Origin of the sequence: Psychrobacter sp. PL19 (genome assembly GCF_017875835.1) — a bacterium.
GTDB lineage: Bacteria > Pseudomonadota > Gammaproteobacteria > Pseudomonadales > Moraxellaceae > Psychrobacter.
Genome location: NZ_JAGING010000001.1, coordinates 798,189 through 811,724, shown reverse-complemented (window position 1 = coordinate 811,724; position 13,536 = coordinate 798,189). Strand labels below are relative to the sequence as shown.

The window sequence follows — 13,536 nt, the reverse complement described above, 5'->3', positions numbered from 1 at the left end:
TAATATTAGATCACAAAAAAAGCCAGCGTAAAGCTGACTTTTTAGCGTTCAAATAAAAGCTTAAACAATGACACTTGAGCAACGAACTTAAAAGACGAACTTAAGGACGGAAATTCGGTAGCAAGGCTGGAATGCCCGGTAACATACCAACCACAGCCATCACCCCAGTAAGTACCACAAACATGACCGTGGGAATGATCCAGCGGCTCATTTTACTCAAGCTAGCACTACGCTTTTTTGAACCAATCAAGCCTAAGTTGTCGAGTAGTAAGGTAATTGACCAACCAAAGGCTGGGTTGACCAGAGCTGAAGCAAAGACCACAATCGCAGCAGACTGGGTGGTTTTACCTTCACGCGTCATTTCCATGCCCGCTTCTAGTAACGGAATAAAAACCCCTACAATCAAGGCCACGCACATCACCGGTTCCCAAATCGCCAAATCCATCGGATAGCCCCAAAGTCCTGCTACTACACAGAATAATGCGGTTAATACCGCACCAGCTGGAATAGGACGCTTGGCAATCGCTGCAGGGACAATGTAGGTGCCCCACGATGAGGCAAAGTTTGCACCGCCAAGCACCGAGCCTGCAACCTGTCGAACGGATGCACTGACCATAGTGTCATCAATATCCATCAATACTTTTTCGGTACGCTTAGGGTAGCTGATTTTTTGAAACACTTGGTGACCCAAAAAATCAGGTGACCACATCGCTACTGCCAACACTGCAAATGGGAGCACTACGACAAAGCTCTCGACGGTAGGCAGACCAAGCATCCAACCGGTATTTTCGCCCCACCAATATGCTGGGCTCATATGCGGCAAACCAGGTCCGGTCTGAAACTCAAATGGTGCGCCTAATGCGAAGGCAACCCCGCCGCCTAATAAACAGCTAAGTGGTACCGCAAGCCAACGCTTATTAAAATTCTCTAAAACAGCATACAGCACGATGGTGAGCAAAATCACAATGAAGGCAATATGCGACATGCCAATACCTTCTGCCCAGGCGAATAAATTTTTGACTTGCGAGGTGGTACCGATAAAGCCCAAGTACAGTAACAAACCACCGCACACGCCTTTACTGGTCAAGTTTGCCAGCAAACTCCCCCCCTTACTAACCGCTAGCAAGAGACCAAAAGCACCAATAAGCAAACCAAAGGCCATTGGATGCCCACCGGCAGCAACCACAATAGGTATCAAAGGAATCAGCGGGCCGTGGGTACCAGCAAGGTTAGCGGTTGGTAAGAAGAACCCTGAGAATAAAATAATAAAAACAGAGACGATTAATAGCTCATAGCGTACGTTTTCTAGCACAAATGCTTCGCCCAGCCCTAGCGGCCCTGCGAAGGTCGCAGCGATGGCGCCCACCATCACTACTTTGCCAATCGTTGCCGCCATTGCTGGAATAGTATCTTCATACTCAAAACGATAATCACGGAACGGCAAATTGGCACGCCAGCGCTTAGGCTGCATGATTTGTAGTTCATGATTAAGATAAGCGTCACGGTTTTTGAAACTAGAGTTTGGCTTATGCAACTCGGCATAGCTGCCTTCTTGCAACTCGTGGTGGTCATCGGATGGATTCGGTAGCTGCGGGCTAGACCCTGATGGGGGAATCTGGGTATTACTCATCACATCTCCATGTATTGACTGGGGCTGGTATTTACCCTGTACGTGATGACTTATCCAACCAAAATTGTACGTGAGATAAGCCAGCGGGCACAAAATTGCGGTCATTGTATGCCATCAAAACTTAGAATGCGAGTGTTGTGGAATAAAGTATTATAGAGTTCTCAATGTCTGACTGATATTTTGAGCCCTGCAGGTCGTTTCTTAACCCAGTTGATAAACGTTTGTACCTCGCTATGTTCTTTTAAACGCTCAATCGTATGGTAATAGCTCGCGAGCTCATGATTAGCAAAAATACAGTGGACTTGACTGTGGCATGGCCGACATAGCATAGCGATATCCGCTTTCATAGCGTCACGACTAAAGTTGCGTTGAGTGCGGCGCTTATTGTGCCGAGACCGAGGAATAAGGTGATGGCGAGTCAATAGCAGCACATTACGCCCACAAAGCTCACATAGTCCTTGCTCATCTACTCTGTTATCGATATTGTAGTTATCTTTTTGACAAATACGTGACATGACAGCAAGGCCTCCTGTTTTGTATTGGTGATCAATACTGGATCGTTATCAATATTAGTTATCAATATTAGTTATCAATAATACATCATTATTTTAGTTACGCTTTAAGACTGGCGAGGTCTATTATTTTTAATTATCATAGATACTTTTTGTTCAGACCCTACTTAGTAGCAACGGTTAATAATAACGATCACGGTTAAAAACGTTATTCTGTGCTGATTGCCCTACCTATCACTGACGGCGCTGCCTGCTATTCATTTTCGCTTTTCTGCTCACTAAGACCCAACAACAGCCAAGCAGGCACGACTGACAGAATTGCCAATAGGCAAAAGGACAGATTTATGAGTTTACTACCCAAAAACTTTGAGACCCTAAAACGTAAGACCAAAAAAGGCATTATGCCGCTACTGACTCCGCACCTGCTCAAACTACGTATTAACACTTATGCACCTTATGTCGGCGCTGGAATCAAGGTAGAGCATATCGATTTGGATCAAGGCCTATGCGTCGTTAGTATGGGACTTAACGCACTGAACAAAAACATCGTGGGGACACAGTTCGGCGGTAGTTTATACTCAATGGTCGATCCATTTTATATGCTGATGCTTATGCACCAGTTGGGTGGCAGCTATGTGGTTTGGGACAAGAGCTCACATATCGAGTTTATTGCACCTGGCAACAGTAAAGTCTGGACCCGGATGAAAATTCCCAGTACAGAAATTGCAACTATTCAGGATCTAGCAAAAGAGGGTGAGGCGGTTTTTCGTGAATACACGACAGACATCGTTAACGATCAGCAAAAAGTCGTTGCGACCGTCAAAAAAACCATTTACATCCGTCTACGTAAACACAGTAAGTCTAAAGACCAAAGCAGCCGTATAGACAGTCTAGAATCATAAAAACTCAGACCTCATACAAACTCAGACCTTATACAAACTCAGACCTTATACATACAAAAACCCCAATCTGGCATACGCGCAGATTGGGGTTTTGTCTTTTTTGGTACGCCCACTTATTTATATGATAAACCTATGAATAAGGGCTTGTATCTACTTCTACCTAGTCACCTTAGCGTCTTAATAGGCGCTAAGGCAAACGGCAAGCTTAAACGCCAGGTGCAGTCTTAACCGCATCAGGTACACCAGCATCAGTTTTTTTCTGAGCTGCTGATTTTGATGGGCGGACGCCAAGCTTTTCGCGGATACGTGCTGATTTACCAGAACGCTCACGTAAGTAGTACAGTTTCGCACGGCGAACAGCGCCGCGACGTTTCACTACAATGCTATCGATAATTGGTGAATGCAATTGGAATGCACGCTCAACACCGACCCCACTTGAAGTTTTACGGACGGTAAACGCTGAGTTTAAACCGCGGTTACGCTTAGCAATAACGACGCCTTCAAAAGCCTGTAGACGCTCACGCTCACCTTCACGTACTTTTACTTGAACCACGACGGTATCGCCGGGGGCAAAGCTTGGGCGCTCAAGCAATTGAGCGTTTTCAATGATCTGAACCAAAGGGTGCTTGTTGCTCATGAGAGTTATCTCCTCACATTAGACAATAGAGGCTTTACGCATATCACCTGTTTGTAATAAGTAATCATGCCTATTATTAATAGTATGTATTAAATAGACACAACATAAATTGGGTTGGCAAACGGCCATTATCGTATGACCTGTTTAATCTTGCTCAAAATTCTATTTATTAACTGTTTATCAAAGCAGTTTTTTATCTTGCCAAAACTACTTTTTATCTATTTTTGCCAATGCTTTTAACCATTTAGCTTGCTGCGTCGTTGGCCTAAAAGCCTGCCATAAATCTGGACGCCGCGTTTGCGTGCGTTCAACTTGCTGACTAAAGCGCCATTTGGCAATGTTGGCATGGTGGCCTGACACTAGTACTTCAGGCACTGCCATACCAGCAAAATTATGTGGCTTAGTATAGTGTGGGCAATCGAGCAAGCCATCGACAAACGAGTCTTGTTCTGCTGATTGGTCATCACCCATTATATTAGGTAGACGACGTATCACACTATCCATTAGCACCATCGCTGGTAGCTCGCCACCAGTCAACACATAATCTCCAACCGACACTTCCATATCGACATGCTGCGATAATAGGCGTTCATCAATACCTTCGTAACGACCACATAATATAATCATGCCGTCATACTCAGTCATGTTGACCACGTTACTTTCGCTGAGTGTCTGCCCTTGTGGCGACATATAAATCACCGGGCAGTACTCACTATCAATACGGCAACCATGCTGACTGGCGCGTAGGCGGGCATCCTCGATGGCTTGTGATAATGGCTCAGCCATCATCACCATGCCAGGACCGCCACCATACGGACGTTCATCAATACGGCGATAGTTGTCAGTGGTGTAATCACGCGGGTTAATACATTCGATCGTGATTTGCGTCTGAGTGACCGCACGTCCCGTGATACCAAACTCACGAATCGCTGCAAACATCTCAGGAAAAATACTAATCACGGCAAAATACATTTAAATCCCACATAAACGCGTCTAAATAACGACTAAAGTTAGACTAGTAGTCGCTTGGCCAAGCTACAAGCACCGTTTTACTGGCCATATCGACCTGCATCACGGTTTGCTTGTGCCAGGGTATCAAGCGTTCTTCAGCATCTAAACTATCAGCAGTTGTGGCAACACGCATCAAATCATGGGCACCAGTCTCAAACATCTCAGTAATATCACCAAGATACTGCTCCTGTTCATTCATGACTCGAAGACCAACCAAATCCGACCAATAATATTCATCTTCGGCTGTTTCTGGTAAGACATCTTGCGCGACCCAGATAGTGGCACCGTTCATGGTTTCAGCGACATTACGGTCAGGAACTTGCTCAAACTGAGCCACAAGTCCTGTACCTTGCTCACGCCACGCTTTAACAGTTAGCGGCTTCATACCAGTAGCCGTTTTCATCCACCACTGCTTGATGTCAAATATTTCCGCGTGTTCATCGGTATCGCTGAACACCCAAAGCCAACCTTTTATGCCGTAAGGCTTTTTGAGCTGACCGATTTTCATAAGGGTGCTGGCGTCTGGTACAGATGACATAACGGCTAACCTAACATGATATAAATAGCAGTGGATAAATAGCGACTGTCAGAACGTAAACAATCAATTAAAACAGCGATAAACAGTTAATGGCGTACACTGGCTCAACCAGCTACGCTATGTGTTCTAAAGCCAAGCATGCAACGCAACCATCACGCTATCAATGCTCAACGACTGCACTTGGCAACTGGCAATTAAGCAGTAGCTTCAGTGCTGGCCGCAGCTTTGTTATAAGCTTTTACTAATGAAGCAACGCGGTCTGAAGGTTGTGCACCTTTTTCGAGCCACGCATTGTACGCGTCCATATTTACACGTACCGCTTCTTCTGACTCTTTAGCTAGCGGATTAAAAAAGCCGATGTTTTCAATGTAGCGACCGTCACGCGCGCGGCGTTGATCAGCAACAACAACTTGATAAAATGGGCGTTTCTTGGCACCGCCCCGTGCTAAACGAATAACAACCATGTGAATTCTCTCTTTCGCAGGTATACCAAAAAGGGCATAATTATATCATAGTATTATTTTATTGAAAACATAAACTGTGTTTATTTAATTAAATTATAACAATAGCTTAAATGCCTTCGTCTACCAAATGAGGTCCATAGCGATTACCCCTTATCGGTTCGAATTATGGTCGAGATACTCTTTGCAATACGCTCCCTTCATGACCCTATTTTCGTAAAAGTATATAAAATAACACTTATAACCTATGAAACCACAGGGTCACCATAGCGAATAAGTAGCTATTCAATTATACTTTGTGAGAACTTTGTAAAAACAGCCCCTACTCATGACGACTCCAAGCCTGCCCACACCACGTAAAGCCTGGCTTTCACGTTCCTACTCTAGTAGCTGGCTCACCACTTTAACGGTCGCTTTTATTGTGATCATCAGTGTTAGTTTATCGATTTGGTTTTTTTGGCGTAGTCTGTATTTACCGGAGTTAAAAACGCATGCACGCTACCTGACCAGTGAGCTTGAGTTAATCAACAGTGTCAAAAAAGATTGGCGAGATAATCCAGAAATACGGCAATGGGTTTATCAGCATTCACATGTGGTCGTGGTCGAAAACCCAGGTGACTTTCCGCTGGTTGCAGACAAGGCTTTTGTAGGAATTTTTACCGATGTCTTGCAACACGAAATCGGCGCGCAGTTAGGACGTCCGGTCGAGGTTTATTTCAAGTTCAAACCTACCCCGCAGCTGTGGGTACAAGACAGCCGTGATAGCAGTTTTTGGATTCGCGAACCAGTGGTTTATTATTCGCAATATAGCCCGACCCTATTAATATTATTTTTGATCGGGCTCCCGATATTAACGCTGCTAACTATTATATTGTTAGCACGGCAATTAAACCGCCCGCTGCGCTATCTACAGCGTGCTGCCACTAATTATATCCGTCTTGGCCATGCTACTACCCTGCCTACGCGCGAAGGCCCTACTGAAATCCGCCAAGTGAATATGGCCTTTAATCATTTGTTCACCACTCTCAATCAAGCCCAAAAAGAGCGGACGATTATGCTCGCAGGTATTTCTCATGATTTGCGCACCCCACTTACCCGGATGCGCTTAACGGCTGAGATGCTACCAGATGATTTTTTTCGTGAGGGTTTAATCTATGACATTGAGGACATGGACGCCATTTTAGAGCAGTTTATTTCATTTATGAAAGATGGCTCCGATGAGCCAGTACGCCTAACCGACTTAGATGTGATATTTAATGAAATTATGGTGCAGTTTGCGCCAATGAAGTTTATTTATCAGTCAGAGCATAATGAAGCAGTACCAGTACGACCGTTATCAATCAAACGTTTGGTTATTAACCTAGTCAATAATGCCAATCGTTATGGCAAGCCACCAATTTACTTATCGGCGACTGTAATACCGACCTTCATAGAGACAGCTGAGCCAGAAGATAGCGATGTGGTCACTGAAAATGAGGTTAATAAAGAAGCGCAAGAACAATTGATGATATGCGTGCGTGACTGTGGTGATGGGGTCGCAGAAGACCAACTAGAGCGTATCATGCAGCCGTTTGAGCGTGGTGAGACCGCACGTACTACCCAGGGTAGTGGACTGGGTCTGGCGATCGTAAGCCGTATTGCACGCTTGCATCACGGCACCGTTGAAGCGATCAATCATCCGGATGGTGGATTACAAGTTTGTGTGCGGATTCCTTTAATTTCTAAAGTTTCTGAGACTGAGACGTTAAGCGCTGAGGCCAAAGACTTATCTATTGCTAAGAATACAATAGATGATGAAGATTCTTGAACATAGGCTATTAAGCACTAGCTATTAAAAGCAGCTTTTAGAATAAAGCTATGAGTGATTTATTCTCAAATAATAGCAACTGGAATATGAGTTTAGGGACTAGAGATTAGAGATTAGTCAGTATCAGTCTTTACTGCCGATAGGGGCCGGAATATGCTCAGCACTATTGATAAAAGATAATGGGCGTGTTATTTCAGCCTGTGCAGTCTGTAAGCTCTGAGTGGTGGTGGGTTGCTCGATAAACAGATAATAGCCCAGTGTTAAGGCGTTCAATAGCACCAAGCCACCAAATAAATACGGCATTCCTTGCTCCCTGTACTTTTAGCTTATCGTAAAAGTTAATGCTTTAAGTCATTGCTGCTTAACCCATTGCCCAGTATTCAGATACTATTTATATCGGCTATGATCAGTAAGTCTTCGCTCAAGTAACTGGGGCAAGTCGAACAATGATCAGTGCTAGTCATTTAAAATAGTTATTAATAATTGTCATGCCTGATGTTATATTCAATCCAATTTAAAAACGATAAAGTGCTGCTGTTATGAATTTTTAGCAGCCTCTGTCACGCGTGCGAACAGCAAGCAAGAAAAATTTATACCAGTAGCACGCTGATACAAATGTATCTATTTTATTTTGAACTAGCTATACCTGTATCAGCTTAAATTAAGCATCAAAGTCGCGGTCACTTTTTTCCTGCGTTAACTCATCGGCAACGATGGTTTGAGTTAACGGCTTGATAGGCCAAGTCATTACAAAACGCGCACCGCCAAGCTCCGGACTTTCATCAACATTCATACTACCATTAAACCAGAACGCAATACGTGACACGATAGACAGCCCCAAGCCATAACCACCCGATGCACGCGTTCGGCTATCATCTAGACGTGAAAATGGGATAAAGACCTTTTCACGATCAGACTCGGCAATACCCTGTCCGTCATCCTCGACACTAACAAAGGCATTGCCCTTTTTGACCCCAGCGCTAATAATAATAGTGGTCTCTGCATAGCGTAACGCATTACCGGCAAGGTTTTGGATAACGCGATGCAAATAGCGCCTGTCTGCTACTGCCGTTACTTTGACAGTGGGTGGGTTAGCAACGATTGTTATAGACTTACCTAGTGCATTGGTTTCGCGCTCAATCTGCTCAACCAGCTCTTTAAGATTTACTGGCTCTAAGTCTAATTTCGGCGAGCCCTCTTCAAGCTTCGCATAGGTTAACATCTCATCAATGAGCCCATTAAGCGACTCAATATCCTCATCGATAAAGTCACGCTGAGTGAATCTTGAGTCCTCATCCTCCGTATCTGCCAACATATCTACCGCAAAGCGAATACGTGCCACTGGCGTACGTAGCTCATGCGAAACTGCGCGGGTTAGTTCACGTTGCGACTCAATGAGGCGCTTAATGTGTGCAGTCATGGCATTAAAGGTTGCTGACAGACGAGCAATTTCATCTTGCCCGATCACCTGTACCTCACTATCAAGATTGCCTTTACTAACTTCATTAACCCCCACCTGAATCAACTGTAACTTACGCTCCAGCGGAAAAATCAGCGCATAAACACCTAGACTGATCAAAAACATACTGATCAGTACCATGCTAATAATCAAATTAAGGGGAAACCAGTTGAATAATGGCACAGGTCCCATCAAGATTGCCATGTCATTAATCTCGGATGGCACAACGATTTTGATCGATGAATTACCCTGGCTGGTGTTGGTATCCTGCAATAAGATAACCACCTCATCACGACGCAAGCGCGCCATTTGATCGTTATCTAAATTGAGTGTATTGACCCCTTTAAAGCTCAAAGGAAAAGAAAACGTCTTTTCTAACTCAGCTAGGCGCTCACGCTTAGCCGATAGCGTGGGGTAATAAGACAAGTCGTCCAACAAGAACACTGCCATAGCACGCACTTGTTGCTCTGAAACTTGTGAAATCCTAGCCGTTAAGACACTGTTGCCATCTGGCAGACGATGATAGACATCGGCATAGGTGGGTTGGTTGAAATAACGCACGACCGTGCCACCCTTGTCAAACCGGCGTAGCTCACTGGCGTTAAAGTCCACCTCATTGATGGGCACAATACGAAAAGTCGAGCCGAATAGGCTACTGGCATCAGACAACCAATAGTCACGCTGGGTCTCACTGTCTTGGTTAGTGACCCCTTCACTGACCAAATAAAAAGCACCGGTTGCCATGTTTTCGCGATACGACTGCACACGCTCCTTATTGATAGTGTCCATCAATAACTGCGCAAACAATGCGACACACAGGCAGACTATTAATAGTCCAGCATAAATACGAACAAAAATACTGTGTTTTAAAGAAGAGACTAATGACATACGTGCCGTGACCAAATCTATTGAGTAGTAATTTGCCGAAGCCATCTGTACTGTAGACAGTGTCGGTCATTATTAATTAAGAACAATGTCTATTTATTATTACGCTTTTACATAACACTTAGCATCATTAAGATAACCAATACCAGAAAAAGCATTGCTCGCCTTTTAGTATGAGAAACCATAGCTCAAGTTTAAAAAATTATCTATTAAGAATTACCTATCAAGGATTGCCTATTAAAGTTCACCTATTAAGGGTTACTCATTAGGGCCAATAAGTTATGTAAAGAAGGCTGAGCAATGGAGAGCGCTTGTCCCTACTGCCTGATATAAGTATAGATTATTTATATCATTAGCGCCCATAATTATCGCTTAATTAAACCACATAACCTGGTATATAGCGTTAGAAACTTAAACACTGTCCACAAAAAAACCAGCATGATACTGGTTTTTTTAGTCTATTGAAGAAGAACAGTCAGTTAAGGGTCGTGGGGTAAAACTAATTACCTTCTTTTACGAACAAATAACCTTTACTACGGACGGTTTTGATACGTTTTGGGTTTTCTGGATCATCACCAATCTTAGGACGAATACGTGAAATACGCACGTCAATAGAACGATCTTGACCATCGTACTCAATACCACGTAGACGCTCGAAGATATCTTCGCGTGACAAGATACGACCCGCGTTAGAGGCGAGCAACCACAATAAGTCATATTCCGCACTAGTAAAGTCGACTAACTCTTCACCAAGCATTACTGAACGACCGCCATTATCGATAACTAAGTCACCAAATTCTAAGCGCTGTGGTACATCTTCTGATGGGGCATTTTCCGAACGACGTAGTAAGGCACGAATACGCGCGAGTAGTACGCGTGGCTGAGCAGGCTTAGCGACGTAATCGTCAGCACCCATCTCTAAACCAAGTACCTGATCCATATCTTCAGTACGAGCAGTAAGCATCAAAATAGGGTTTTGATAATGAGGGCGTACTTCGCGGCACACCGTCAGACCATCACTACCAGGAAGCATGACATCAAGCACGACCAAATCTGGCTGCTCATTAACGATACGGCGGATAGCACGATTACCGTCAGTTTCAATCGCTACTTCCAAGCCATTTTTGACTAAATAGTCTTGAGTCAACATAGCCAGACGCTCATCATCCTCAACAATCAGGATTCGTGGCGTGTTGTCGTCTTCGTTCATTGTCATTTTTATATCCTCTAATGTAGAAAAATTAATAGCAGGGAAGGTAGTAGCACTATAAAAGGGAACAATTTATGTCCGTCGTGATGGTGCAAAATCGGTAGCGCATTATACTATCAAACGTGTAGCATCCCATACTATAGCCTATCATCGTTAACAAAATCTATAAACAATCTCTAATAAAGCTTTCGTTTGCGTCCAAAAACTGTGTGTTTTTCACCTAACGAACAATATATGATAGCCAGGTTTAGTTATTAATTACAAATTCCTTAAATAAGCACTCAAACACTTTATTAAAGCGCTATTGTTATCCTCAATATAACCAAGTATCACCATATAGTCGATCCAATTTAAAAAGGACAAGGCACTGCTGGTATATATTTTTTGCAGCCTCTGTCACACTTACGAACAGCAAGTAAAAAACAGCAATAAAAAAACAGCCCATAATGGACTGTTTTTATTATAGCTACTGTATATCGCTCAAAGAAACTCTGAGATGAATATTCTTAAGCACGGTTTTGGTACTTACGAATAGTATGTAACTGTGCAGCTGACTCAATCAGTGACACTAAAGCGGCGTTAGTTTGTAAGGTATCAGACTGGTTGACCAGCATTTGCTCTGCTTTTCTGCGGGCCTCGACAATTTTACTTTCGTCAAGATTATGCGCGCGCATGCCGGTATCTGCTAGTACGGTGACCATTTTTGGTTGTACTTCAAGCACGCCGCCTGAGACATAGATAACGACTTCTTCGCCATCTGGTTTTTGCACCCGCATTGGGCCAGGTTTTAGCAAAGTAATGAGCGGAGTGTGGCCGGGTAGCACCCCAATTTCGCCCTCGCTACCAGTAGCGATCAACATGCTGATCTCGCCTGAGTACAACTCTTCACGAGCGCTTACGACGCGACATTGTAACGTTGCCATCCCTATCTCCTTACTATAAAAACTGCTATAAAAACTACTGGGCGCTGCTGTTAGCAAACAAACTGTTTATAGCCTATTTGCCAGACAACTTGAAGTTATAGAACACTTACTTTGAAGCAGATTTCATTTTTTCAGCTTTAGCGACCACTTCGTCGATTCCGCCGGCCATATAGAATGCTTGTTCTGGTAGATCATCATATTCACCAGCGATAATTGCTTTGAAGCCAGCAATAGTGTCGCGTAGTGCCACGTATTTACCAGGGGCACCCGTAAAGACTTCGGCCACATGGAAAGGCTGTGATAAGAAGCGCTGGATTTTACGCGCACGATAAACGGTTAGTTTGTCTTCTTCTGATAGCTCATCCATACCCAAAATGGCAATGATGTCTTTTAGTTCTTTATAGCTCTGCAATACTTCTTGCACGCCACGAGCCACATTATAATGCTCTTCGCTGATGACCTGTGGATCTAGCTGACGTGAGGTTGAATCCAGTGGATCAACCGCCGGATAGATACCTTGTGAGGCGATATCACGGTTTAGTACGACCGTCGCATCCAAGTGAGCAAAGGTAGTGGCAGGTGATGGATCAGTCAAGTCATCCGCTGGTACATATACGGCTTGTATTGACGTGATTGAACCTGATTGCGTTGAAGTAATACGCTCTTGTAGCATACCCATCTCTTCAGCAAGTGTTGGCTGATAACCAACCGCTGATGGCATACGGCCTAGCAAGGCGGATACTTCAGTACCGGCAAGCGTATAACGATAGATGTTATCAACAAAGAACAGAACGTCACGACCTTTGCCAGTTTCAGGATCTTTGGTATCACGGAAATACTCAGCCATGGTGAGACCAGACAGCGCAACACGTAAACGGTTACCCGGTGGCTCATTCATCTGACCATAAATCATCGCCACTTTAGACTTGGTGAAGTCTTCGGTATTTACAACGCCCGCTTCTTGCATTTCGTGATAGAAGTCATTGCCTTCACGCGTACGTTCACCAACACCCGCAAATACTGACAAGCCTTCGTGTTTAAGAGCGATGTTATTGATCAATTCCATAATGTTGACGGTTTTGCCAACCCCAGCACCACCAAACAGACCCACTTTACCACCTTTGGCGAACGGGCAAAGTAGATCAATGACTTTAATACCAGTCTCTAATAGCTCAGTGCTGTTAGATTGGTCGGCATAGCTTGGCGCTTCACGGTGAATCGACCATTTAGTATCGGCGATTACAGGACCTTCTTCATCGATAGGACGACCCAAAACATCCATAATACGACCCAGCGTACCAATACCTACCGGCACAGAAATAGGGGCACCAGTATTGGTAACGGTTAGGTTACGTTTTAGGCCTTCCGTTGAGCCCATGGCGATAGTACGCACGATACCATCCCCTATTTGTTGCTGTACTTCTAGGGTGGTTTCGGTACCATCTACTTGCAAAGCATCATAAATTTGAGGTACTTCGTCACGGCTGAACTCAACGTCAAGAACCGCGCCAATAATCTGTACAATACGACCGCTACTCATTGCGTTCTCCTTGAACTTCTA

At 44.1% G+C, this 13,536-nt stretch carries 13 protein-coding genes; 2 read left to right on the top strand and 11 right to left on the bottom strand.

The features are described from left to right. Positions 1 to 100: 100 nt before the first annotated feature. Positions 101 to 1,630, bottom strand: coding sequence for a DUF3360 family protein (locus H4W00_RS03285; protein WP_209956219.1), 1,530 nt, complete (start codon positions 1,628 to 1,630; stop codon positions 101 to 103). Between the two features lie 161 nt (positions 1,631 to 1,791). After that, positions 1,792 to 2,145, bottom strand: coding sequence for an HNH endonuclease (locus H4W00_RS03280; RefSeq protein ID WP_209956218.1), 354 nt, complete (start codon positions 2,143 to 2,145; stop codon positions 1,792 to 1,794). A gap of 341 nt (positions 2,146 to 2,486) precedes the next feature. Between H4W00_RS03280 and H4W00_RS03275 the strand changes: the two genes are divergently transcribed. After that, positions 2,487 to 3,044 (top strand): DUF4442 domain-containing protein, encoded by a 558-nt coding sequence (locus tag H4W00_RS03275; protein ID WP_209956217.1) that lies wholly within the window; start codon positions 2,487 to 2,489, stop codon positions 3,042 to 3,044. A gap of 205 nt (positions 3,045 to 3,249) precedes the next feature. On the opposite strand, the gene rplS is transcribed toward H4W00_RS03275, so the two are convergent. The 4 genes from rplS to rpsP form a co-directional block, all read right to left on the bottom strand. Further along, positions 3,250 to 3,681, bottom strand: coding sequence for a 50S ribosomal protein L19 (gene rplS, locus H4W00_RS03270; protein WP_209956216.1), 432 nt, complete (start codon positions 3,679 to 3,681; stop codon positions 3,250 to 3,252). A gap of 207 nt (positions 3,682 to 3,888) precedes the next feature. Continuing rightward, positions 3,889 to 4,653 carry a tRNA (guanosine(37)-N1)-methyltransferase TrmD gene (gene trmD / locus H4W00_RS03265; protein ID WP_209956215.1) on the bottom strand — a complete coding sequence of 255 codons (765 nt, stop codon included), beginning with the start codon at positions 4,651 to 4,653 and terminating at the stop codon, positions 3,889 to 3,891. 43 nt (positions 4,654 to 4,696) lie between these two features. Then, entirely contained in the window at positions 4,697 to 5,230 is a 534-nt protein-coding gene (gene rimM / locus H4W00_RS03260; protein ID WP_209956214.1) for a ribosome maturation factor RimM, read from the bottom strand. Positions 5,231 to 5,424: 194 nt separating this feature from the next. Next, the gene (gene rpsP, locus H4W00_RS03255; protein ID WP_209956213.1) at positions 5,425 to 5,694 is read right to left on the bottom strand and encodes a 30S ribosomal protein S16; all 270 of its coding nucleotides are present in this window, start codon (positions 5,692 to 5,694) and stop codon (positions 5,425 to 5,427) included. A gap of 325 nt (positions 5,695 to 6,019) precedes the next feature. Here rpsP and H4W00_RS03250 point away from each other — a divergent pair, with 325 nt between their 5' ends. After that, positions 6,020 to 7,498: an ATP-binding protein gene (locus H4W00_RS03250; protein WP_209956212.1), complete on the top strand. Its 1,479-nt coding sequence runs from the start codon at positions 6,020 to 6,022 to the stop codon at positions 7,496 to 7,498. 123 nt (positions 7,499 to 7,621) lie between these two features. Here H4W00_RS03250 and H4W00_RS03245 read toward each other — a convergent pair whose 3' ends face one another. From H4W00_RS03245 to atpD, 5 genes are all read right to left on the bottom strand, one after another. Then, the gene (locus H4W00_RS03245) at positions 7,622 to 7,801 is read right to left on the bottom strand and encodes a hypothetical protein (protein ID WP_209956211.1); all 180 of its coding nucleotides are present in this window, start codon (positions 7,799 to 7,801) and stop codon (positions 7,622 to 7,624) included. A gap of 358 nt (positions 7,802 to 8,159) precedes the next feature. Then, positions 8,160 to 9,845 (bottom strand): ATP-binding protein, encoded by a 1,686-nt coding sequence (locus H4W00_RS03240; protein WP_209956210.1) that lies wholly within the window; start codon positions 9,843 to 9,845, stop codon positions 8,160 to 8,162. A 496-nt stretch (positions 9,846 to 10,341) separates the two neighbouring features. After that, a complete protein-coding gene (locus H4W00_RS03235) occupies positions 10,342 to 11,052 on the bottom strand; it encodes a response regulator (protein WP_209958858.1) in 711 nt (236 codons plus the stop codon). Positions 11,053 to 11,558: 506 nt separating this feature from the next. Beyond that, positions 11,559 to 11,975 carry a F0F1 ATP synthase subunit epsilon gene (locus tag H4W00_RS03230; protein ID WP_209956209.1) on the bottom strand — a complete coding sequence of 139 codons (417 nt, stop codon included), beginning with the start codon at positions 11,973 to 11,975 and terminating at the stop codon, positions 11,559 to 11,561. Positions 11,976 to 12,081: 106 nt separating this feature from the next. Then, the gene (gene atpD, locus H4W00_RS03225) at positions 12,082 to 13,515 is read right to left on the bottom strand and encodes a F0F1 ATP synthase subunit beta (RefSeq protein WP_209956208.1); all 1,434 of its coding nucleotides are present in this window, start codon (positions 13,513 to 13,515) and stop codon (positions 12,082 to 12,084) included. Positions 13,516 to 13,536 lie beyond the last annotated feature (21 nt).

What these genes read in the sequence shown, in the direction of transcription:
- trmD (WP_209956215.1), bottom strand. Translation starts at nt 4,653, where the DNA reads ATGTATTTTGCCGTGATTAGTATTTTTCCTGAGATGTTTGCAGCGATT.
- rplS (WP_209956216.1), bottom strand. Translation starts at nt 3,681, where the DNA reads ATGAGCAACAAGCACCCTTTGGTTCAGATCATTGAAAACGCTCAATTG.
- H4W00_RS03250 (WP_209956212.1), top strand. Translation starts at nt 6,020, where the DNA reads ATGACGACTCCAAGCCTGCCCACACCACGTAAAGCCTGGCTTTCACGT.
- rimM (WP_209956214.1), bottom strand. Translation starts at nt 5,230, where the DNA reads ATGTCATCTGTACCAGACGCCAGCACCCTTATGAAAATCGGTCAGCTC.
- rpsP (WP_209956213.1), bottom strand. Translation starts at nt 5,694, where the DNA reads ATGGTTGTTATTCGTTTAGCACGGGGCGGTGCCAAGAAACGCCCATTT.
- H4W00_RS03275 (WP_209956217.1), top strand. Translation starts at nt 2,487, where the DNA reads ATGAGTTTACTACCCAAAAACTTTGAGACCCTAAAACGTAAGACCAAA.
- H4W00_RS03240 (WP_209956210.1), bottom strand. Translation starts at nt 9,845, where the DNA reads ATGTCATTAGTCTCTTCTTTAAAACACAGTATTTTTGTTCGTATTTAT.
- atpD (WP_209956208.1), bottom strand. Translation starts at nt 13,515, where the DNA reads ATGAGTAGCGGTCGTATTGTACAGATTATTGGCGCGGTTCTTGACGTT.
- H4W00_RS03280 (WP_209956218.1), bottom strand. Translation starts at nt 2,145, where the DNA reads ATGTCACGTATTTGTCAAAAAGATAACTACAATATCGATAACAGAGTA.
- H4W00_RS03245 (WP_209956211.1), bottom strand. Translation starts at nt 7,801, where the DNA reads ATGCCGTATTTATTTGGTGGCTTGGTGCTATTGAACGCCTTAACACTG.
- H4W00_RS03235 (WP_209958858.1), bottom strand. Translation starts at nt 11,052, where the DNA reads ATGAACGAAGACGACAACACGCCACGAATCCTGATTGTTGAGGATGAT.
- H4W00_RS03230 (WP_209956209.1), bottom strand. Translation starts at nt 11,975, where the DNA reads ATGGCAACGTTACAATGTCGCGTCGTAAGCGCTCGTGAAGAGTTGTAC.
- H4W00_RS03285 (WP_209956219.1), bottom strand. Translation starts at nt 1,630, where the DNA reads ATGAGTAATACCCAGATTCCCCCATCAGGGTCTAGCCCGCAGCTACCG.